The organism is Pseudomonas sp. SW-3 (assembly GCF_016615645.1).
Classification (GTDB): Bacteria; Pseudomonadota; Gammaproteobacteria; order Pseudomonadales; family Pseudomonadaceae; genus Aquipseudomonas; species Aquipseudomonas mandelii.
Genome location: NZ_CP067098.1, coordinates 4334343 through 4353726, shown reverse-complemented (window position 1 = coordinate 4353726; position 19384 = coordinate 4334343). Strand labels below are relative to the sequence as shown.

The 19384-nt window shown below is 56.3% G+C and carries 21 protein-coding genes; 5 read left to right on the top strand and 16 right to left on the bottom strand.

Annotated features, from left to right (window positions below):
• Window positions 1-247 precede the first annotated feature (247 nt).
• The 4 genes from JIO00_RS19535 to JIO00_RS19520 all read right to left on the bottom strand — a co-directional run bounded on the left by JIO00_RS19535 (window position 248) and on the right by JIO00_RS19520 (window position 4252).
• Window positions 248-1642 carry an undecaprenyl-phosphate glucose phosphotransferase gene (locus JIO00_RS19535; RefSeq protein WP_042932702.1) on the bottom strand — a complete coding sequence of 465 codons (1395 nt, stop codon included), beginning with the start codon at window positions 1640-1642 and terminating at the stop codon, window positions 248-250.
• Between the two features lie 360 nt (window positions 1643-2002).
• Complete coding sequence (locus JIO00_RS19530) at window positions 2003-2692, bottom strand: winged helix-turn-helix domain-containing protein (RefSeq protein WP_077748251.1); 690 nt, start codon at window positions 2690-2692, stop codon at window positions 2003-2005.
• Between the two features lie 29 nt (window positions 2693-2721).
• Window positions 2722-3483 carry an EAL domain-containing protein gene (locus tag JIO00_RS19525; protein WP_172791368.1) on the bottom strand — a complete coding sequence of 254 codons (762 nt, stop codon included), beginning with the start codon at window positions 3481-3483 and terminating at the stop codon, window positions 2722-2724.
• Between the two features lie 28 nt (window positions 3484-3511).
• Window positions 3512-4252: a winged helix-turn-helix domain-containing protein gene (locus JIO00_RS19520; protein WP_200666683.1), complete on the bottom strand. Its 741-nt coding sequence runs from the start codon at window positions 4250-4252 to the stop codon at window positions 3512-3514.
• 499 nt (window positions 4253-4751) lie between these two features.
• Between JIO00_RS19520 and JIO00_RS19515 the strand changes: the two genes are divergently transcribed.
• Entirely contained in the window at window positions 4752-5585 is an 834-nt protein-coding gene (locus tag JIO00_RS19515; RefSeq protein ID WP_077748253.1) for an undecaprenyl-diphosphate phosphatase, read from the top strand.
• 53 nt (window positions 5586-5638) lie between these two features.
• Here JIO00_RS19515 and dusA read toward each other — a convergent pair whose 3' ends face one another.
• The gene (dusA, locus tag JIO00_RS19510) at window positions 5639-6634 is read right to left on the bottom strand and encodes a tRNA dihydrouridine(20/20a) synthase DusA (RefSeq protein WP_200666681.1); all 996 of its coding nucleotides are present in this window, start codon (window positions 6632-6634) and stop codon (window positions 5639-5641) included.
• Window positions 6635-6884: 250 nt separating this feature from the next.
• Between dusA and JIO00_RS19505 the strand changes: the two genes are divergently transcribed.
• A complete protein-coding gene (locus JIO00_RS19505) occupies window positions 6885-7085 on the top strand; it encodes a hypothetical protein (protein WP_077750262.1) in 201 nt (66 codons plus the stop codon).
• Window positions 7086-7218: 133 nt separating this feature from the next.
• Here the strand turns inward: JIO00_RS19505 and JIO00_RS19500 are convergent, their stop codons facing one another.
• From JIO00_RS19500 to JIO00_RS19460, 9 genes are all read right to left on the bottom strand, one after another.
• Window positions 7219-8010 (bottom strand): transporter substrate-binding domain-containing protein, encoded by a 792-nt coding sequence (locus JIO00_RS19500; RefSeq protein WP_042932713.1) that lies wholly within the window; start codon window positions 8008-8010, stop codon window positions 7219-7221.
• A 160-nt stretch (window positions 8011-8170) separates the two neighbouring features.
• Complete coding sequence (locus tag JIO00_RS19495; protein ID WP_200666679.1) at window positions 8171-8440, bottom strand: heavy-metal-associated domain-containing protein; 270 nt, start codon at window positions 8438-8440, stop codon at window positions 8171-8173.
• A gap of 98 nt (window positions 8441-8538) precedes the next feature.
• On the bottom strand, window positions 8539-8967 hold the full coding sequence (locus JIO00_RS19490; RefSeq protein WP_200666677.1) for a hypothetical protein: 429 nt from the start codon (window positions 8965-8967) through the stop codon (window positions 8539-8541).
• A gap of 104 nt (window positions 8968-9071) precedes the next feature.
• Window positions 9072-9464 (bottom strand): hypothetical protein, encoded by a 393-nt coding sequence (locus tag JIO00_RS19485; RefSeq protein ID WP_083376260.1) that lies wholly within the window; start codon window positions 9462-9464, stop codon window positions 9072-9074.
• A gap of 85 nt (window positions 9465-9549) precedes the next feature.
• A complete protein-coding gene (copD, locus tag JIO00_RS19480) occupies window positions 9550-10485 on the bottom strand; it encodes a copper homeostasis membrane protein CopD (protein ID WP_200666675.1) in 936 nt (311 codons plus the stop codon).
• Window positions 10486-10488: 3 nt separating this feature from the next.
• Window positions 10489-10860: a copper homeostasis periplasmic binding protein CopC gene (gene copC, locus JIO00_RS19475; RefSeq protein ID WP_010456110.1), complete on the bottom strand. Its 372-nt coding sequence runs from the start codon at window positions 10858-10860 to the stop codon at window positions 10489-10491.
• Between the two features lie 55 nt (window positions 10861-10915).
• A complete protein-coding gene (locus JIO00_RS19470) occupies window positions 10916-11803 on the bottom strand; it encodes a copper resistance protein B (RefSeq protein ID WP_042932716.1) in 888 nt (295 codons plus the stop codon).
• Between the two features lie 10 nt (window positions 11804-11813).
• A complete protein-coding gene (locus JIO00_RS19465; RefSeq protein ID WP_200666673.1) occupies window positions 11814-13514 on the bottom strand; it encodes a copper resistance system multicopper oxidase in 1701 nt (566 codons plus the stop codon).
• A 159-nt stretch (window positions 13515-13673) separates the two neighbouring features.
• A complete protein-coding gene (locus JIO00_RS19460) occupies window positions 13674-14378 on the bottom strand; it encodes a murein L,D-transpeptidase catalytic domain family protein (protein ID WP_010456104.1) in 705 nt (234 codons plus the stop codon).
• An 81-nt stretch (window positions 14379-14459) separates the two neighbouring features.
• On the opposite strand from JIO00_RS19460, the gene JIO00_RS19455 reads away from it, so the two are divergent.
• Window positions 14460-16211 (top strand): L,D-transpeptidase family protein, encoded by a 1752-nt coding sequence (locus tag JIO00_RS19455; protein WP_200666671.1) that lies wholly within the window; start codon window positions 14460-14462, stop codon window positions 16209-16211.
• Window positions 16212-16282: 71 nt separating this feature from the next.
• Here JIO00_RS19455 and JIO00_RS19450 read toward each other — a convergent pair whose 3' ends face one another.
• Both JIO00_RS19450 and JIO00_RS19445 read right to left on the bottom strand, forming a co-directional pair.
• The gene (locus JIO00_RS19450; RefSeq protein ID WP_200666669.1) at window positions 16283-16750 is read right to left on the bottom strand and encodes a hypothetical protein; all 468 of its coding nucleotides are present in this window, start codon (window positions 16748-16750) and stop codon (window positions 16283-16285) included.
• A gap of 110 nt (window positions 16751-16860) precedes the next feature.
• A complete protein-coding gene (locus tag JIO00_RS19445) occupies window positions 16861-17709 on the bottom strand; it encodes a LysR substrate-binding domain-containing protein (protein ID WP_200666667.1) in 849 nt (282 codons plus the stop codon).
• A gap of 108 nt (window positions 17710-17817) precedes the next feature.
• On the opposite strand from JIO00_RS19445, the gene JIO00_RS19440 reads away from it, so the two are divergent.
• Together JIO00_RS19440 and JIO00_RS19435 are read left to right on the top strand one after the other, a co-directional pair.
• Window positions 17818-18522 carry a haloacid dehalogenase type II gene (locus JIO00_RS19440; protein WP_010456096.1) on the top strand — a complete coding sequence of 235 codons (705 nt, stop codon included), beginning with the start codon at window positions 17818-17820 and terminating at the stop codon, window positions 18520-18522.
• 20 nt (window positions 18523-18542) lie between these two features.
• Window positions 18543-19334 (top strand): aldolase, encoded by a 792-nt coding sequence (locus JIO00_RS19435; RefSeq protein ID WP_200666665.1) that lies wholly within the window; start codon window positions 18543-18545, stop codon window positions 19332-19334.
• Window positions 19335-19384 lie beyond the last annotated feature (50 nt).

Below are 19384 nucleotides of genomic sequence, written 5' to 3'. Positions count from 1 at the left end.
TGGAAGGGGGCAACCTGGAAGGTCATTTAATAAGCAGCGCCATCTTGCGCAGGGTTCTCTGCGTTAAAACGACACACTTGCAATGATAAGCCGGGGGCTGACTCAGCTCCCGGCTTGAACAAGTGTTGCCGTGTGTCAGGGAGCCTGGTGTGGCAGGGGCGTAAGTGCGACTCAGCGCCTGATAGACGCCCATGAAAAAGGGGACTTGCGTCCCCTTGTCATTTTGCGGTGCCTGGTATTCAAGTGATCAATAGATGTCTTTTGACAGCAAGGTAAAAGGCGTCTTCACCAGGATCTTCAAATCCAGCCACAACGACCAGTTATTGATGTATTTGAGATCGATCTCCACACGCTTTTGCATCTTGTCGATGGTGTCGGTCTCGCCACGGCAACCGTTGATTTGAGCCAACCCGGTAATCCCCGGTTTGATTCGGTGGCGAGCCATGTAGGCGAGAATCTTCCCGGAGTAGTAATCGTTGTGCGCAACGGCGTGGGGACGTGGTCCGACCAGAGCCATATGGCCTTGCAGCACATTGATCAACTGCGGCAGTTCGTCAAGCGAAGTACGGCGGATAAAGCGTCCCACCGGAGTGATCCGAGAATCGTTACGGCTGGCCTGCTTGACCTCAAGGTCATCGTGCACGCGCATCGAGCGAAACTTCCAGACCTGGATCACCTTGCCATTCCAGCCGTGGCGGTCCTGCTTGAAGAACACCGGACCGGGGGAGTTGAGTTTAACGGCCAGGGCAATCAGTAACAGCAACGGACTTAGAAGAACCAGGGCCAACAGCGCCACGCTCTTTTCCAACAGGCTTTTACTCAGTGCGGCGGTTGGCTGGCTGGTCAACGGGCTTTCATTCAAGTAGATCGCCGGCAAGCCGTCCACGACCCTTACCGAGTGATTGAGCAGCATCAGGCTGTTCAAGTCCGGCACCCAGACCACATCGACGTTGGCCCCCAGCAAATCGATGTACATGGCTTCAATGTTTGCCGCTTCACTCAGGGGTAGCGTGATGTACAAACGGCGGATGTCATGGGTTTTGATCAGCGCCAGCAGATGCTCTTGCGGGCCTACGATCGGCGGTGAGCCCATCGCCAGCGGGAGCGTTGTGTCGGTGCTGACCAGCCCCACCAGCGGGAAGTGTTCAAGGCTACGCAGCTTCCGGGCGAGACCCAGCGCCAACTCGCCCGTACCGACGATCAGGGTTTTATGCTCGCTTTGAAGTGACCGTTGATAGTATTGCGAGAATCCGTGCAGCGGCACGTACAACAGTGCCTGCCCGAGATAACCGCAGGCTGCCCATATCAGGATCAGTTGACGGGAAAACAGTCCATCGGCCTTGCAGATGAATGCCACACAGGCCAATGCCGCCAGGGTCATTGTCCAGCCCACCAACAAACGCCCCAATCCCTCCAGGTAATTATCTTTCTTTGCATAGACGCCACACCAGGTATAGGCGGGCACCGAGGCAAGTACCGTTAGAATTGCGCACACTCGGTAATAGAACTCCACCGTCCCGGTGTGGTAATAAACCAATAGAAACAACAGGGCTACAACAAAGCCCTGACCCAGTGCCCATTGTCCCCAGAAGGTCAATCCTTTGAGGTGGGTATTTCGATTGATACGAAGATTGTTAACCATGCGATATCCCCAAAATACGTCCATTCGCGTGTCGACAGACAAGAGCCAAGTTGATGTGGTCAGCATTATTATTTTTATAAGAGGGCAAAACATTGACGGTCGAAATGCCACTGTGCGGCGTGCTCGTCAGTGAATAGATTAATTTATTGGGCAGAAAGCTGTCTGACGACTTTTAACGAGTGGTAAGTTGGTGTCCTGGTTATATTGAGGCGGCGAAGTGTTAGAAATAGTCGATAATGAAAGTTGATTTCAGGAAGGGGCAAGCGAGATTGTCTGCGGAGAGGGGAGGGGCCGGAGGGTGAAATGGTGGGGTGCTTTTTTGTTTTTGTATGCACTACCATTGCGATCAATCTTATTGATTCAGGTGAGACTTTTCCCCCGTACTATTTTTTGAATCAGGCAATAGCCACGATTCCTCACGGCCCGGAACAAACGTTCACCATTGCTGGCACTCTTGAACTTTTCCTGTAGCCTGCTCAAGCACATTTCCAGGCCTCGATAATGCTCGGGTTCTCTGCCGATGCTCCGAATAAGATCATCTTTACTTACGACTCGCTCATCATGGTGCAGCATTTTCTTGACCAGTGTGGCTTCTAGCCCGGTCAAGACAACCTCTACGTCATCTTTGATCAACGCACCATTGCCATGACTCAATCGCCAGGCTTCTGTATAGGGATAATGCGGTTTTACCGCCTCGTTGAGGAGTGAATCCTGAGTGTTTTCCCGGTCTTCATCTGCCCGTGAGGATATGTTGCTGAACTGCGTATCGGACTGGGCCGCTCGCCACTCGGATTCGAATGAAGAGAGAATGCGCTGTGTATCATGTCTGATAACGGGAGGGACAATTCTGTCCAGGTGAGGGGAAATAAATTCCATTAGTTTAGGGGCGGATGAGGGTAGGGCAACACCCTCGACAAACATCTTTGCCTGCGACGTACCAAATGAGTTATATCGCTCGCTCGATAATAATGCCTCAAGCTCTAGTTGTAATGCCGGGCTGTGAGTAACGACGACAAAATATTTTCTGGGGAGGGGTGTACTGCTTTCCATGTCTCTCTCCTGAAGGGCATACTCAGTTTTTAATTCAAAAGGTTGTCGGCAGGGGAGTAATGGCTCCCTTGAAAGTATTCAAACGGCAGCGCGCGCGCCAGTATATGGCTCGCGGCATGCTCCACTCTGTCAGCTATGAAGGCGACTTTAGTGGTGTGGGTCAGCATGGTCATGCGTTCGTGGAGACGATTGAATAATTCGGGGTTGCCCGTGAGTTTAAGGCTTAAGTCTAGGGTTGAAAGAGGGATCTTGATATAGTCGAAAAGATTCAGGGTTGTAAAGATCTCGATACTTTCATTGTCGATGTTGTAACCATCGAACGCGATTTCTATGCCGTGGTCTTTCAACAGATACACATTGTTGAGAATCTTCTTTTTTTCACTGAAACTGACCGCCGAAAGAGGCAGTTCATTGAAAGCGATAACCAGCGTCTGACCAAAGTTGTGCAGGGCGTCGCTGGACTGTACCAACTCTTCCGCGAGTGCTGAATCGGCGAGGTCTGATTGTCCGACGCAGACAAATCTACGACTTAAGTATTTGTTTTTGCTGGATATATTATGGTCTTTCAGCGAAAAGGCAATCAACCGGGTCTGCATGAGCACTTCACTGTAGATGCCGCTCATCTGCTGCATGGATGCCGCAAAAGATGCATGGGCTGGCTGAGCCGGACTGTCGTCAAACTGTATTCTGATCTCGCTGCCAAATGGGCAGTCATCACGAGTGAGGATCAATTGTCGAGACAGATAATGACTCGCACGATAGATGTGTGACGCGCTCATCGTTGCGTTCATAATGCAATAACTCCCTGCATATTAATCATCAGGCGGTCGAGATGAGACCCCTGACGAGACGATATCCATGCCCACGAATACTTTGAATGGCGTTGGTGCCATACATGCCTTTTATCTTGCCGCGCAGGCGGCTGATAGATTTTTCCAAGGCCCTTGGGTCATAAAACGTTATATTCAGACCCATGATTCTGGCGATTTCATCATGGCTCAGTATTTGATTTTTTGTTTCGGCAAAGGCTTCCAGAATTTTCATTTCCGGAAACGAAACATCCAGTTTTTTATAGTCTCCAATCAGGCACATACGCGTGGGGTCCAAGAGCAAACTGTGTTGCTTATGCCATTCTGCGCTATTGAAAAACTCGGAAAGTACGTCCGGGTTATCTTCAGGAAGCGTACTGAATTTAATGCAGTGGTCGGCGCCGGCAAGATAGTATCTCATCTTGTTGTAGGTGCCTTTGCCGGTGATGGCTACAAAGATAATAAGGGCCTGGTTATCGGCACGCATATTTTCCACCAGGGCGATGCTTTCATCAAACGCCTGAGGGCTGTCAATGACAATGAATACTGCACGGTATGAATGGGAACCCTTATTTTTTCTAAACAAGTTGTTGAAGCACATAGTGTCAACGGGTATATCATGCGCTACATAGCTTGCAACTAATGCCCTGAAACCCTCAGCTAAACTATGGGTCCGCCCAATGGTGAGAATACCCGTCACCTCCTTTGTGTGGCTGTGGCTGGTATTCGTTAATTTCCCTGTAAGCATCATGCTTTGACTCGGCTGGGTGCTGACATTTGGATGTTAAAGCACCAATTCTCATTTGTGACTGACAATTGGTAACATTTCCCGGGTTTTCAAGCAGGTGTCACAATTTTTTTAACATTGTTGAGCAATCTGGCGAGATCCTTTGTGCCCCTGATGCTTGGCATGCACAGTGGCAAATAGGCATCATTGTGCCATCTTTTCGCGCAATGTCCCGCTTTTCCAGTTCAATAAGCTTGGGTGGGCGGTTGAAGCTGCCTTAGTTGGATTTTTATGGAGGCCTAATGAGTTACCAGAACTAGGCTGCTTTAAGTGCCGGTTTTAGTATGTGTTTTGTTTGGAACTGGCTGATATTTCTTGTTATGTAACGTTCGGGTTGATGGTGACATTCATGGACAATTATTAACGTTGAGTTTTAATGCAGGGCTGAATGCGTTTTACTGACTCGTTGGCGATAAAATCGTCAGTTCGTCAGCAGTTTTGCTTTTGTAGATGAGGGGGGTTAATGGATTTTTGGACTACCGTAACGGTATTGATTTTAGGCGTGGTGGAAGGGCTGACAGAGTTTTTACCCATATCAAGTACAGGGCACCAAATCATTGTCGCGGACCTGCTCGGCTTCGGCGGTGAGCGTGCCATGGCTTTTAATATCATCATTCAACTTGGGGCGATCCTGGCCGTGGTCTGGGAGTTTCGGCGCAAGATCCTCGAGATCGTCACAGGCTTGCCAACCCAACGTAATGCGCAACGGTTTACCTTGAACTTATTGATCAGCTTTATGCCTGCCGTTGTATTAGGTGTATTGTTCGCCGATAAGATTCACGAATATCTGTTCAATCCAATCACCGTGGCGGTGGCATTGGTAGTGGGCGGTATCGTTATGTTGTGGGCTGAGCGGCGGGAACATAGGGTGTATGTCGACCATGTTGACGACATGCGTTGGACCGACGCGTTAAAGGTCGGGTTCGCTCAATGCCTGGCGATGATACCGGGCACCTCACGCTCAGGATCGACCATTATCGGTGGGTTGCTATTTGGACTGTCGCGCAAGGCAGCCACCGAGTTCTCGTTCTTCCTGGCCATGCCAACCATGGTCGGTGCCGCCGTCTACTCAGGCTACAAATATCGGGATCTGTTCCAGGCTGGCGACCTGCCAGTCTTCACCTTGGGCTTCGTCACCGCGTTCTTTTTCGCCATGATCGCCGTGCGCGGCTTGCTCAAGTTTATCGCCAGCCACAGCTACGCCGCGTTCGCCTGTTACCGAATTGCATTCGGTCTGGTGATCCTGGCCACATGGGCATTCGGTTGGGTTAATTGGACTGAAGCAGCAGCGCTCTGACACGTGAACCAGGCTGCGGACCCACCAGCCTGGTATTTAAAAGATAAAACGGATTAACGCCCTTCAAGCAACTCAGCTGCCTGATCCAGCAACGCCAAAGGCTCTTTAGCCTTGTGGATATCCACCGACAACAACTGCCGAAACTTGCGTGCCCCCGGGAACCCGGTGCCCAGCCCCAGCACGTGCCGGGTGATATGGTGCATCGAACCGCCCGCATCAATATGCGCCGCTATATAAGGCCGCAACTTCGCCAGCGCCTCCGCCCGGCTAATCACCGGCGCCGTACTGCCGAACAATTGCTGATCCACCTCAGCCATCACATAAGGATTGTGATACGCCTCACGGCCCAACATCACACCGTCAAACGTTTGCAAATGCGCGTGACAGGCCTCCAGCGTCTTGATCCCGCCGTTAAGAACAATCTCCAGCTCCGGAAAGTCCGCCTTCAACCGCGCCGCCACGTCATAACGCAGGGGCGGAATGTCACGGTTCTCTTTCGGCGATAAGCCCTCCAGAATCGCAATCCGCGCATGCACCGTAAAACTCGTGCACCCGGCATCCCGAACCGTCCCGACGAAATCACACAACTCCTCGTAACTGTCCCGCCCATTAATCCCGATCCGGTGCTTCACCGTCACCGGAATCGACACAGCATCGCGCATCGCCTTCACACAATCCGCCACCAACTGCGGATGCCCCATCAGGCACGCGCCGATCATATTGTTCTGCACTCGATCACTCGGACAGCCGACATTCAGATTCACCTCGTCGTAACCGTGGTCCTGAGCCATACGGGCGCAGGCGGCCAAGTCTAGAGGAACGCTGCCGCCGAGTTGCAGGGCCAACGGGTGTTCGGCTTCGTTGTGACGGAGGAAGCGTTCGTGATCGCCATTGAGGAGCGCGCCGGTGGTGACCATTTCGGTGTAGAGGAGGGCGTTTTTCGATAATAGACGTAGGAAAAAACGGCAGTGGCGGTCAGTCCAATCCATCATCGGCGCCACGGAGAAACGGCGGGAGAGCGGGGCGGGTGTGGCGGTGATTGGGGGCATTGGGGGTCTGGAATCGATGGGGCTGGGAGGTGGGAGGTGGGAGAGTTTATCAGGAATGGGCTTTTGAGGTGGAGACGAGTCTTACTGGGGTGGCGTTGCAGCAGAACAGAGCGCCTTTTTTGCCTCAAGAAACCGCCTTGGCTGAACCAATCCTGTCGCCCAGCCAAGTTTCATAATGTCTGACGAAATAGCGTCCTAGGATGAGGCGTAGTCGAACTGCCACGCTTCCAGCCCCCCAGGAACCTGAAAGATGATCTCAAATCTCTTCAAAGTCATGATGATCACCAGTGCCTTGCTGTTAAGCGCCTGCTCAGGCGTCAGCACCAGCACCTGTTTTTCAGATGGCTGCCAATCGTTCGACGGCCATGGCGCCAACAAGTTGAACCTTGGCGGAAGCGCTATCGGTAGCAATTTCAGCGAGTACAGCTCAGGGTTGCTCCGCGACGACTAAGGCGTAATGCCCCCGACGGAAGATGTTTCCGTCGGGGCGCGTTGTTACCTGATGTACCGCGAGTGCTGAATGAGGGACTGTTTCTCAGCTGGACGCGGCTTCGCCAGCGCTTGCGTGGAACGATGTGTGGCGGTTATTTGGGGGCGGGCGTTGCTATCCACTCGCTCAGGACTTTCTGATAGTTACCTGTCACCTTGGCCAGGTGCAGCCATTGGTCGACGTATAACTTCCAGGTCATGTCATCGCGGGGCAGCAAGTAAGCCTTCTCGCCGTACTGCATGAACTGGCTCGGGTTAACCGCGCACAACCCGGGTTTAAGTTTCTGCTGATACAACGCTTCCGACGCATCGGTAATCATCACGTCAGCCCTTTTATCCAGCAGCTCCTGAAAGATCGTCACGTTGTCGTGAAGGCTCAATTGCGCCTTGGGCAGAAACGCGTGGACAAACGCTTCGTTGGTGCCACCGGCCGGTTCAACCAAGCGAACCGAAGGCTGGTTGATTTGTTCGACGGTCTGGTACAGGGCCTGATCTTCGCAGCGCACTAACGGGATTTTGCCGTCGACATCCAGTGTGGTGCTGAAGAAGGCTTTTTTCTGGCGTTCCAGGGTGACCGAGATGCCGCCGACGCCGATGTCGCACTTGCCGGCCAGCATGTCGGGCATCAGCGTTTTCCACGTGGTCTGCACCCACTCAACCTTGACGCCGAGGCTGTCGGCCAATGTGCGGGCCATGGCGATGTCGATCCCCGAGTACTCGCCGTTCTCGGCTTTGGAGGTATAGGGTTTGTAGTCGCCCGTCGTACACACGCGCAGTTGGTTTTGCTGGATGATGCTGTCCAGATGCGAAGGGCCGTCCTGTGCCTGAGCGCCGAAGGATAGAGCGAGCAGGCCACCGAGCATCATTGTGCATTTTATGGTTTTCATTTTTGGCGGGCTTTTATCCGGGTGGGTTAGAAAAAGTGGAGTGTAGTGAAACAGTTTCCCGGCTGCTATCCACGACGAAAAAGGGCGCTCATTGTGGGAGCGCCCATTGTTGTGTTTGCACAATGCGGTCTGGCCTCGATGTCATCCTGGCCGTTCGGACTCAGTGACAACAGCAACTGGAGCCGCCGCACCCCGACTTTTTCTCGATGCTTTGGGGGCGTTCACCCTTCAACACGCTTGCTGGATACCCTGCCTCATTCAGTGCCGATAACAGGACATTGCTGTCGATGTCCCCGGTCACTTTGACCCGGCCAGACGCCAGGTCGACAGTCACTTCACCAACCCCGGCCAATGGCAGCAACGCCGCGTTGACGTGTTTGACGCAACTGCCGCAGCTCATGCCTTCGACTTGCAATTCTGTACCGTTCATTGCGTAAACCTCTTTCGCCATGAGTGGCGGTGGTGTGATGACAGGGTTCGATGGTTGACCTTGCCACGATGGCAAGGTCAAGTGCTTCTTTCAGGCGGTTACTGCGCCATCGGCATCTTCATCATGCTCGACTGCTGTTCCATCATTTTCATCATCATGTCCATCATCTGTTCTGAGTGGTTCTTGTCGCCGGACATGCCTTTGCCCATACCCATACCCATGCCCATGCCCATGCCCATGCCTTGGCAATGGTTGTGCATCATGCCCATGCTGTCCTTCATCGTGGCCATGCCTTCTTGCATGGCGGCCTGGCGTTCGGCCGGGGTTTTGGCGGCGATCATTTTTTCGTGGGCCGCCTGCATTTTTTCCATCTGTTCGCTCATGGCCTTGTTTTGCGTGGTGGTGGCGGCGGTGGCGGTGGCCGGTGTGGTTGGCGGTGTGTCGGGTTGATGCTCCTCGACGGCCATAGCAACCAATGGGCTACTGATGAGCAGTGCGGCGACGAGTGCTTTGAAGTGCGTATGCATGGCAATCTCCAGTGAGTCAGGGACGTACAGGAACTATTGAGCCGCGCTAAAGAGGCGAAGCCAAAGGAGGGGCGGCCGGAACTCCGGACGCTCGGAGAATGGTTTTAATCGTTGAAGCGAACGAAGCGCAGGCGCGCTGGCGGCCGGGGTGGCGCCGGTCGGTGTAAGGTGAGAAACGCGAACGGAGTCTGGGAGCGGACACTCAGAATCAGCGCAGGCAGCAGAAACAGGACGGCCCAAAGGGCGTGTTCGAAGGTGGGCAAGGTCTGTGCGGGGGGCAGTGCTGTGGCGCTGTGTTCGCAGTATTGCAGGCAGCTGCTGGCATGCTGCTCATGACTATTGTCATGGCCAGCGCTGCTGGTGATTTCATGGGCGGCGTTCAGATCATGGGGGGGCAGGCTAAGACAACCCTGGCTCGCCGCTACCGCAAAGGCTAACAGCCACAGTGCGAGCACTTGGCGGATCAGCAGCGGTAGATGGGTGCGGAGCCCGTGCATGTCTGGTATCCGATCTGAGGGTTATTTTGAGCGTAGCCCTGTGTAGGGGGCTGTCGTTGATCTATATCAAGTGGCGCCCTTTACGTTACTCCGCGGCCATTTCCATCTCTGGACTCAACGTCCCCAGCCAGGCCACCAGCCCAACAATCAGAACGGCCGCAGCCAACTCCAACACCACACTGCGCCGCAGTGCATTCGCCGCTACCCAATACTGCCCGTTGCGCAACGACCTCTGCAAAAACGGTCCAAGGTGAAACCGGTTCAACGCGGCGAGCACCAGCATCCCTGCAAACAAGGTGACTTTGATAAACAGCAAAATCCCGTAGGTGCTTAGAAATAAGTCATCAAGCTCCAGCCCAACGATGAAGAGGTAGTTCACAACACCCGTGACGGTGATGACGACCACAATCAACGCGCCCACCACTTCAAACCTTGTCACTGCGCGGGCCAGCAGCCGGATGCGCTCTTCGGTTTGCAGAACATTGGCTTTCGCCATCAACGCAAGCGCCACTAGCGCTCCCAGCCACACTCCTGCGGCCAGCAAGTGCAGGATGTCGGTGGTGAAATGCCAGACACGGCGGATGCCTTCATCCATCGCGCCATGTCCGTTCCAGGCGAGAGAGGCGAGGGCGATACCGCCAGCAATCGTCGCAACCAGCAAGCCAACGCCAGGTGCACGATGATTGAGCATCACCGCCAATCCACCAACAACCAGTGCGACGATACGCACGACCCACGCCAGGCCCATGTCCGTTTCCAACACCATCATCTCGAGGTGTGGACGTAACTCGGCAAAGGCCGTTTCACCGCTCATGGCGCTCGCCATCACTACCATGCTCGCAATAGACAATAGCAACCCAAGCGCCGCCGTTCCCGCCAGCATCAACCGAAACGGCAACACCGCGCCCGACACGCGTTCCCGCCCTTTAAGGCTGTACAACCCAAACAGCGGCAAGCCCAACAGCAGCATCAAATCCACATACAAGCCAAACCGCAGGGCAATGCCGATCGAGTCGCTCATTCATCACTTCACTTTGAACGTAACATTGCCGGTAATCGGGTGAGTGTCCGAAGACACCGCGCGCCATTCGACTTTGTAGGTGCCGATGGGCAGTGGCGAAAGCGGGGTGATAACCATGGTTTTCGGGTCGCCGCCGCCGGAGACTTTGGCTTTCATCGGCATGGGGGCGTGGGCCATGCCGGGCATTTCGGTCATGACCAGTTTCGCGCCGGAAAACTGGGTCATGAGATTTTCGGAAAAGTGCAGTTCGATTTTGGCGGGTGCTGCGCCGACTGCACCTTCAGCGGGGGTGGAGGACAGTAATTTCGGGTGGGCTTGAGCGAATGTGCTCAGCAGCAGTCCCAGGGCAACAACGGTGGTTTTGATCATGCGCATGCGAGGCCTCTTACCGTTTTCAACGGTTGGTTTTTGGTTTTTTGAGTTGAAGCGTTTAAAACCACAGCCGAACGCCGAGGACCAGGCGCGCTTCGCTGCGATCCTCACCTTCATCATTGGCGTAATCGGCGGTTTTGCCGTAAGTGCGGTTCCAGGTCACGCCAATATAGGGCGCGAACTCCCGGCGGATTTCGTAGCGCAGCCGCAGGCCGGCCTCGGTGTTGGATAAGCCGGAGCCGATACCCCGCTGTGGATCGTTTTTGCCGTAAAAGTTGAGTTCGGCGGTCGGCTGCAGAATCAGCCGATTGGTCAACAGGATGTCGTAGTCGCCTTCCAGTCGTGCAGCGGTTTGGCCGCCCTCACCGATGAAGGCCGTGGCTTCGGTTTCAAAGTTGTAAAGCGCCATGCCTTGCACACCGAAGGCGGCCCAGGTTTGTGGGGCACCGGGTTTGAAATCCTGGCGCACGCCACTCACCACGTCCCACCATGGGGAGATCGCATGGCCCCACAGGGCCTGGATTTCGGCGTCTTCGGTCTTGCCGTTGGTGCGTTCGCCTTCGGAGCGCAGCCACAGACGGTCGATGTCACCGCCGATCCAGCCTGACAGATCCCAGGCCAGGACGCTGCCGTTGTCCGCGTCCTGCCATTCGAGTTTGTCGGCAAGGAAATAATAGTTGAGTGCGGTGTCATGCACGCCGTGGCCGGTCGGGCTGGCATACACGGCGGCGCGGTCGGCATCGGTCAGCGTCGGGATCGGCGTGCGGCTTTCAGTCGGCGCGGCGGGCTGCATCTGGCCGTCATCCATGCTTTGCATCTGGCTGTGGTCCATGCCGGTCATCTGGCTATGGTCCATGCCCTGCATGTCGTCAGTGGCGGCCATTGCCGAAGAGAGCGTCAGGCCCGCGGTCACGAGTGCTAAAGATATTGGAGTCAATCGGGTCATGGGATGCGCCTCATTCTTCCACGCGAACTTCACGGAACATGCCCATTTCCATGTGGTACAGGAGATGGCAGTGATAGGCCCAGCGGCCGAGCGCATCGGCGGTGACCCGATAGCTGCGCCGGGAGCCGGGCGGCATGTCGATGGTGTGTTTGCGCACCATGAACTCGCCATTCTCGTCTTCGAGGTCGCTCCACATGCCGTGCAGGTGAATGGGGTGGGTCATCATCGTGTCGTTGACCAGCACAATCCGGACGCGCTCGCCGTACTTGAGGCGCAGCGGCTCGGCTTCCGCGAATTTCACGCCGTTGAACGACCAGGCGAATTTCTCCATGTGACCGGTGAGGTGCAGCTCAATGGTGCGGCCGGGTTCGCGGCCGTCCGGGTCTTCGAAGGTGCTGCGCAGGTCGGAATAGGTCAGGACTCGGCGTCCGTTGTTGCGCAGGCCCAGTCCGGGATCGTCGAGCTTGGGCGAGGTGGACATGGCTTGCATGTCCACCAGCGGGTTGTCCTTTTCCGTCTCTGGATGAGACTGCATGCCGGCCATGCTGCTGTGATCCATGCCCGCCATATCGCCCATGCTGCTGTGGTCCATGCCGCCCATGCCCATGTCATCCATGGTCACTAACGGACGAGGGTCCAAGGCCGGGATCGGCGCCAACAAACCTGGCTTCGTTGCCAGCGTACCCCGTGCAAAACCCGTGCGATCCATCGATTGCGCGAACAGCGTGTAAGCCGCTTCGGTCGGCTCGACAATCACGTCAAACGTCTCTGCCACTGCGATGCGAAACTCGTCGACGCTCACCGGTTTGATGTGCAAACCGTCGGCTGCGACTACCGTCATTTTCAACCCGGGGATGCGCACGTCGAAGTAGCTCATGGCGGAGCCATTGATAAACCGCAGACGCAGCTTCTCGCCGGGGCGGAATACACCGGTCCAGTTCATGTCCGGCGCCTGGCCGTTCATCAGGTAGGTGTAAGTGGCGCCGCTGACGTCGGCGATGTCCGTGGGGTTCATCTTCATCTCGGCCCACATCGTTCGATCCGCGACGGTGGCTCCCCAACCTTTTTCGCTGACGTCATGGATGAAATCACCCACGGTGCGCTTGTTGTAGTTGTAGTAATCCGACTGCTTTTTCAGCGTCTTCATCAGGCTGACGGCGGTTTCGTCGGTCCAGTCGGTCAGCATCACCACGTAATCGCGGTCGTACTGGAATGGCTCTGGCTCCTTGGCATCGATGACCAGCGGGCCGTAAACGCCGGACTGTTCCTGAAAGCCCGAATGGCTGTGATACCAGTAGGTGCCGTTCTGCCGGACTGTGAATTGGTAGACGTACAGGCCGCCCGGTTCGATGCCGTGAAAACTCAGGCCCGGTACGCCGTCCATGTTGGCCGGCAGCAAGATGCCGTGCCAGTGAATGGACGTGTCGACTTTGAGCTTGTTCCTCACCCGCAACGTCACCGTGTCGCCTTCGCGCCAGCGCAGCAGCGGGCCGGGAATGCCGCCGTTGATGGCCATGGCGGTGCGCGGGTTGCCGGTGATGTTGACCGGGGTTTCGCCGATCGACAGATCGAAGTCGATGCCCGTCAACACCTGAGGTTCGCCAGGGCTGGTGATTGCCCAGACCGGCGTGCGCCATAAGCCGAGGCCACCCAGCAGTCCGCCTGCGGCCAGCCCTTTCACGAAGGTGCGTCTTGTAGTGTTCGAATGCATGCCGTTGTGTTCCCTGTCCGTCAGCTTGGAGCTAGCTTGACGATGAGGCTAACGAGCGGTGCCTTTCAGAAGGCTGAGGCTGAGATTACAGTTTTGACAGTTTCACCGATGTAGGCGCGGTGAAGCAGGAGGGAGGCGCCACTGGACGGGCGCCTGTTCTTAAAGGTGTTTTTTTGGCGCGGATGTATCAGCCACCGTGCCGCTGCCACAATTGATATACGAAGAAGACTTCAGCCAACGCTGATCCGGATAGTAGGAAAACAACAGTTGGCCTCCCTTCATCGAATCAATCAGCCGACGAGCAACCGCGGGTCTGACCGCCGGGCAGCCGAGGCTTCTGCCAATACGTCCATTCGCACGGGCCAGGACCGGACTCACATAAGGCGCGCCATGAATCACGATGGCACGGTCAAACGCGTTGTCATTGAAACCCGGCTCCAGGCCTTCCATGCGTAGCGAGTAACCGTTCTGTCCGACATAGCTCTGCTGGGTGCGATACAACCCGAGGCTGGTGGCGAAGCTTTCATTCTGGTTGGAAAAGTTGACGGCCATGTTTTCGCCGCTATTGCGTCCATGGGCGACCAGTTCATGAAACAGCAACTTGCGCTTCTTTAAATCGAACACCCATAGACGTTGCTCGGTCGAAGGCAGCGAATAATCAATAACCGCAAGTCTTTGGACAGGCGCTTTGCCTTGAGCGATGCTGCATTGCGAGGCGCGAACGGCGAGGTTGATGACGTTGGCGTTAGCTTTCGGGGCCGCTTTGATGAGGGCGGCCGCGAGCGAATCGGCGTAGGCTGACGGTACGGACATTGCAGTCAGTAGCAGGGCCGAGAATAGATAGCCAAAACGTAGTGGCGCCATACAGATGTCTCATCATGTTAAGTTCGAGTCTAGCAGTGCGTTGCCAGCCGGGCGTTGAATGCGGGGGATTAAGGATTATTCATGGTGCTTTTAACAAGGTTATTCGTCATAAGCCGCGTATTTTTTATGGGCTTTCTGATAAGCGGCACAGCACTTGGGCAAACGTCGTCGATTGAGCCGCTAAATGCGCCTACCTCCATTATCGAGGCTGGAGCGGATGATAACGTCGGTCAAGCGATTCAGGCCACGCTTGAACCGCTGAAAACCGCTTTTCCTCCGCTGCTGACCGCACCACGCAATCGTCGAGTGGATGTCAGCCGTCTGGTCATGGATTTTTATACCCATCGTGCCTATCGCGCGGCGTGGACCAATGACAGCGATGTCGCGCAATTGATCGCCAGCCTGAACGCGACTGAGGCCGACGGCTTGACCCCGGCGGACTTTCATATCGATGAATTGGTCCGGTCACAAACCACGATGCATACGACACCGGTGACGCCCGAGCAGCGGGCGGCTTTCGATTTGGCGACCACGCATACGTTTATCACCGCGCTGCTGCAGTTGCGGCGGGGCAAGGTCGACCCTTCGCGGCTCGACATTCACTGGAATTTTGATTCGAATGGCGTCGATCCACGTGACGACTTCAATGCTTTCTTCGCCGCACTCGACAATCACGACGTGGCCAAGGCTTTTGCCCAGGCACCGCCGCAAGAAGCGGTGTACGTCGGTTTGCGTCAGGCCCTGGCGCAATTGCGCGGCATTCGGGACCGGGGCGGCTGGCCGAAAGTGATTGTCGACCATTCGCTCAAACCCGGCATGGACGAACCGGCGGTCGCGCAATTGCGCGCGAGGATGGTCGCGGCCGGTTTTCTCGATCCGCGATTGATCCGCGGCACCCAGTACGACGGCGCCGTCACCGCCGCGGTGAAAAAGTATCAGAACGAGCAATACCTGAGTGCGGACGGCATGGCAGGGGCGACAACACTGGCAGCGCTGAACGTGCCCGTTGATGCGCGCATCGACCAGGTCCGCGTGAACATGGAGCGCGCACGTTGGCTGCTCTACAAACTCCAGGGCACATTCGTCATCGTTGATATCGCCGGCTACAAGGTGGCGATGTACCGCGATGGCGTGCCGATCTGGCGATCCCGGGTGCAGGTCGGTAAAGCGGCGCGCAATACGCCAGTCTTCCAGGCGCAGATTACCTACATCACGTTTAACCCGACCTGGACAGTGCCGCCGACGATCCTCAAGGAGGATGTGTTGCCGAAGATCCAGAGCAACCCCGGCTACCTCGCCGCCAATCGCATTCGAGTGCTTGATCGCGAAGGCAATGTGCTCGATCCATCGAGTGTGGACTGGACCAATCCACGCGGCCTCACGTTGCGCCAGGACGCCGGGCCTGACAGTTCGCTGGGCCGGGTGGTGATCCGCTTTCCCAACGACTATGCGATTTACCTCCACGACACACCGCACCGCGAGTTGTTTGCCAAAACCATCCGCGCGACCAGCTCGGGCTGCATTCGGGTAGAGAATCCGCTGCAGCTTGTGGAATTGTTGTTCAACGACCCGGTCCGGTGGAACAGCGAAGGTATTCAAAAGCAGTTGGCCAGCGGCAAGACCGAGAACATTCGGCTTCCGGTGAAAGTGCCGGTGTTGCTGGCGTACTGGACCGTGGATTTGGGCAGCGACGGGCGAGTGGCGTTCAAGCCTGATGTGTATGGCTACGATGCGCCGGTGTTGCGGGCGCTGAATCGGCCGTCGCCGATGCCAGTGCTGGATTTGCATTCGGCGGTGGGATCGGTGGTGGCGGCGGGACCGGCGCGGCAGTAGGGGATTGGACTTGATAGTAAGTCCGTCCCCTTTCCGGTGTGGGTGATCTGTCTTCGTTGTTCGTCTGGGTGTTAAAGCTGCAGACCTTCCTGCACCACCGAAAGGAAATTGTTCTCCGTCAACGCAACCGCATCCAGTTGCTGTCCGGCCTGCTCAATCACCTGCAACCACCAATGTGTCTCGCCATCCGCGTCCACTGTGCGCAACAGCGCGAGTTCTTTACCCATCGAGTGAATCTCGACACGCCCAGCGCCATCTTCAGTGAAGCGTGCAACAGGGTCGAAGGTGATGCCGTGCTCATTGCCTTCGATCAGAAGCTGGTCGATCGCGTAATCGAAAGTCGCACCCTCTGAATCGCACTCGAAGACATGTGTCGGATTGCGTCGCAGAATCAGGCCTACCTCAGTCAGCGGCTTCAGCCACGCCTCGATCTGCTCATATAACTCGTAGACTTGGCCGGGCCAACTGTCGATCATCTGATCTGCGCTGGTAGACCGGGTCTGTTTCAACTTCGCCGCGAGTTCGTCTGCCTTACTCATTTCGATTCCCTGTCGTGATGTAAGAGTAATCGTAGCTCCTTCACTGCTATCCGCGCTTTGCCCTGCGTCATGTCAGCGACACAAGCGTGACAAATCATTTCTATTCACACTCAATTGCCCAAGACCGCCAACTCCTCCCGCAAAAACTCCACCAAATCCCGCTGCAACCCGGTCAACGCGCCCTCGCGGCTGATCAACGCCAGCTCCGTCGGTGGCAACTCCGGCAGATCGGTGCACACGCTGTGTTCCGGCAACACCGCCGAAGCCGGCAGCATGGACACCCCCAGCCCCGAAGCGACGGCCGCCTGGATACCGGTCAAGCTATGGCTGCCAAACGCCACGCGCCAGGGGCGCTGTGCCACGTCCAGCAAGCGGATTGCCCGCTGCCGATAAATGCACCCTTGCGGAAACAACGCCAATGGCAACACGCCGTTGGCCGAGTCCACCCCCGCGCCTTTGACCCACACCAGCACTTCCGGCCACGCCGCCCAGCACGGTCCGCTGTCCGGTTCGCGTTTGACCAAGGCGATGTCGATCTCACCCGATGCGAGTTTCTGCTTCAGATCCGTGCTCATGCCGCTGACGGTTTCCAGCCGGGCGTGCGGGCGGGCGCGATTGAAACCGGCAAGGATCAGCGTCATACGCCGCGCATCAAAGTCCTCCGGTACGCCGATGCGCAGGATCTCCAGATCCAGGTCGCTGGCCAAGGCTTCAACGGCTTCAGAGGACAGGGCCAACAAGCGTCGGGCATAGTGAATCAGCAGTTCGCCATGCTCGGTGACGGTGACGTTCTGGCCAGTTCGGTCACGCAGGAGCAGGGAATGACCGACCAAAACTTCCAGCTTGCGAACCTGTTGGCTCACCGTGGATTGGGTTCGGTGCACGCGTTCGGCAGCGCGGGTGAAGCTGCCTTCATCGACCACGCAGACGAAGGTCTTGAGCAATTCAAGATCAAGCATGGCGATCTCCTTGATATTTGATTTTCTACTGACTAGTCGATATTAATTTAATTTCACACTATCACTAGCGGCTCGTAATCTGAAGATCACCCTTCAGAGGATACAAACATGACACTCGAAAATACCCCGCGTCCCGAATGGCTAACCTTCGATTGTTACGGCACGTTGATCCAGTGGGATGAAGGCCTCAAGGCCGTGGTCGCCGACATCCTGCACGACAAGGGCGACCACAGCGTTGAAGCCGATCGCCTCATCGAGGTCTACGACCGGCATGAACATCGGCTGGAGCAGACTCCACCGCATCGTTCGTTTCGCCAACTGAGTACGCTCGGGTTGCAGCTCGCCCTGGAGGAGTTGGGGCTGACGAGTCGGCCCGAAGACAGTCAGCGGTTGGCCGGCGCGATTCCGCGGATGCCGCCGTTCCCTGAGGTGATCGAGACCCTCGCGAAACTCAAGGCAATGGGTTTCAAACTGTGCATCGTCTCCAATACCGACGACGACATCATCGCCGGCAACGTCGCGCAACTCGGGGGGCATATCGATCGAGTCATCACTGCGCAACAGGCCGGGGCCTACAAGCCGAATCCGCGCCTGTTTGACTACGCTCATGAGCAGCTCGGTGTCAGTCGAGATCAAGTAGTGCACATCTGCGCCAGCCCGACACTGGATCACACCGCCGCCCGAGACATGCACTTTCGTTGTGTATGGATTGACCGTGGCACCGGTCGGCAATTGCTGGCGGATTACCGACCCGATGAGATATTGAGCACGCTGGATCAGGTCGTGCCTTTATTCACATCCCTCGGCTGGTAACAAAACACGGAGACCGCGTCATGGCACACACCCTTGCAGGCGGTTCGCGTTCCGCGCGTTATGCCGATCTCAACCTCGATTCACATGCCGTCATCACCGCCCGCACCGAGTTGGCTGCGTGTTTTCAACTGGCTGCGCTGCATGGCCTGGAGGAGGGCATCTGTAACCATTTTTCGGCGATGGTGCCGGGTCGGGATGATCTGTTTTTTGTGAATCCCTACGGGTACGCATTCGCCGAGGTGACGGCGCAGAATCTGCTGGTGTGCGACTTCCACGGCAATGTCGTGGACGGCGAAGGGCAGCCCGAGGCGACTGCGTTTTACATCCATGCCCGACTGCACAAACAGCTGCCGAGGGTGAAAGTGGCGTTCCACACTCACATGCCTCACGCCACGGCGTTGTGCTTGCTGCAAGGTCCGCCGCTTTTGTGGCTGGGCCAGACGGCGCTGAAATTTTACGGCCGCACGGCGGTGGACGAAAACTACAACGGCCTGGCCCTCGATGAATCCGAAGGCGACCGGATCGCCAGTGTCATGGGCAACGCTGACATCCTGTTCCTCAAGAACCACGGGGTGATTGTCGCGGGGCCGACCATCGCCGAAGCCTGGGATGATTTGTACTACCTGGAGCGTGCCGCGCAAGTGCAACTGATAGCCATGGCGACCCAGCGCGAACTCAAACCGGTACCCCACGACATTGCCCGGCGGGCCTACGAGCAAATGCGCCTGGGCGATGCCGAAAGTGCTCGGGCGCATTTGCACAGTGCGATGCGGCGGCTGGCCAAAGGACAATTGCCCCACACTAGCGGGTAGACTAAGCTCACAAAAATTAAGGGCTTTGGGCCTTTGCCCATGCCTTGCCC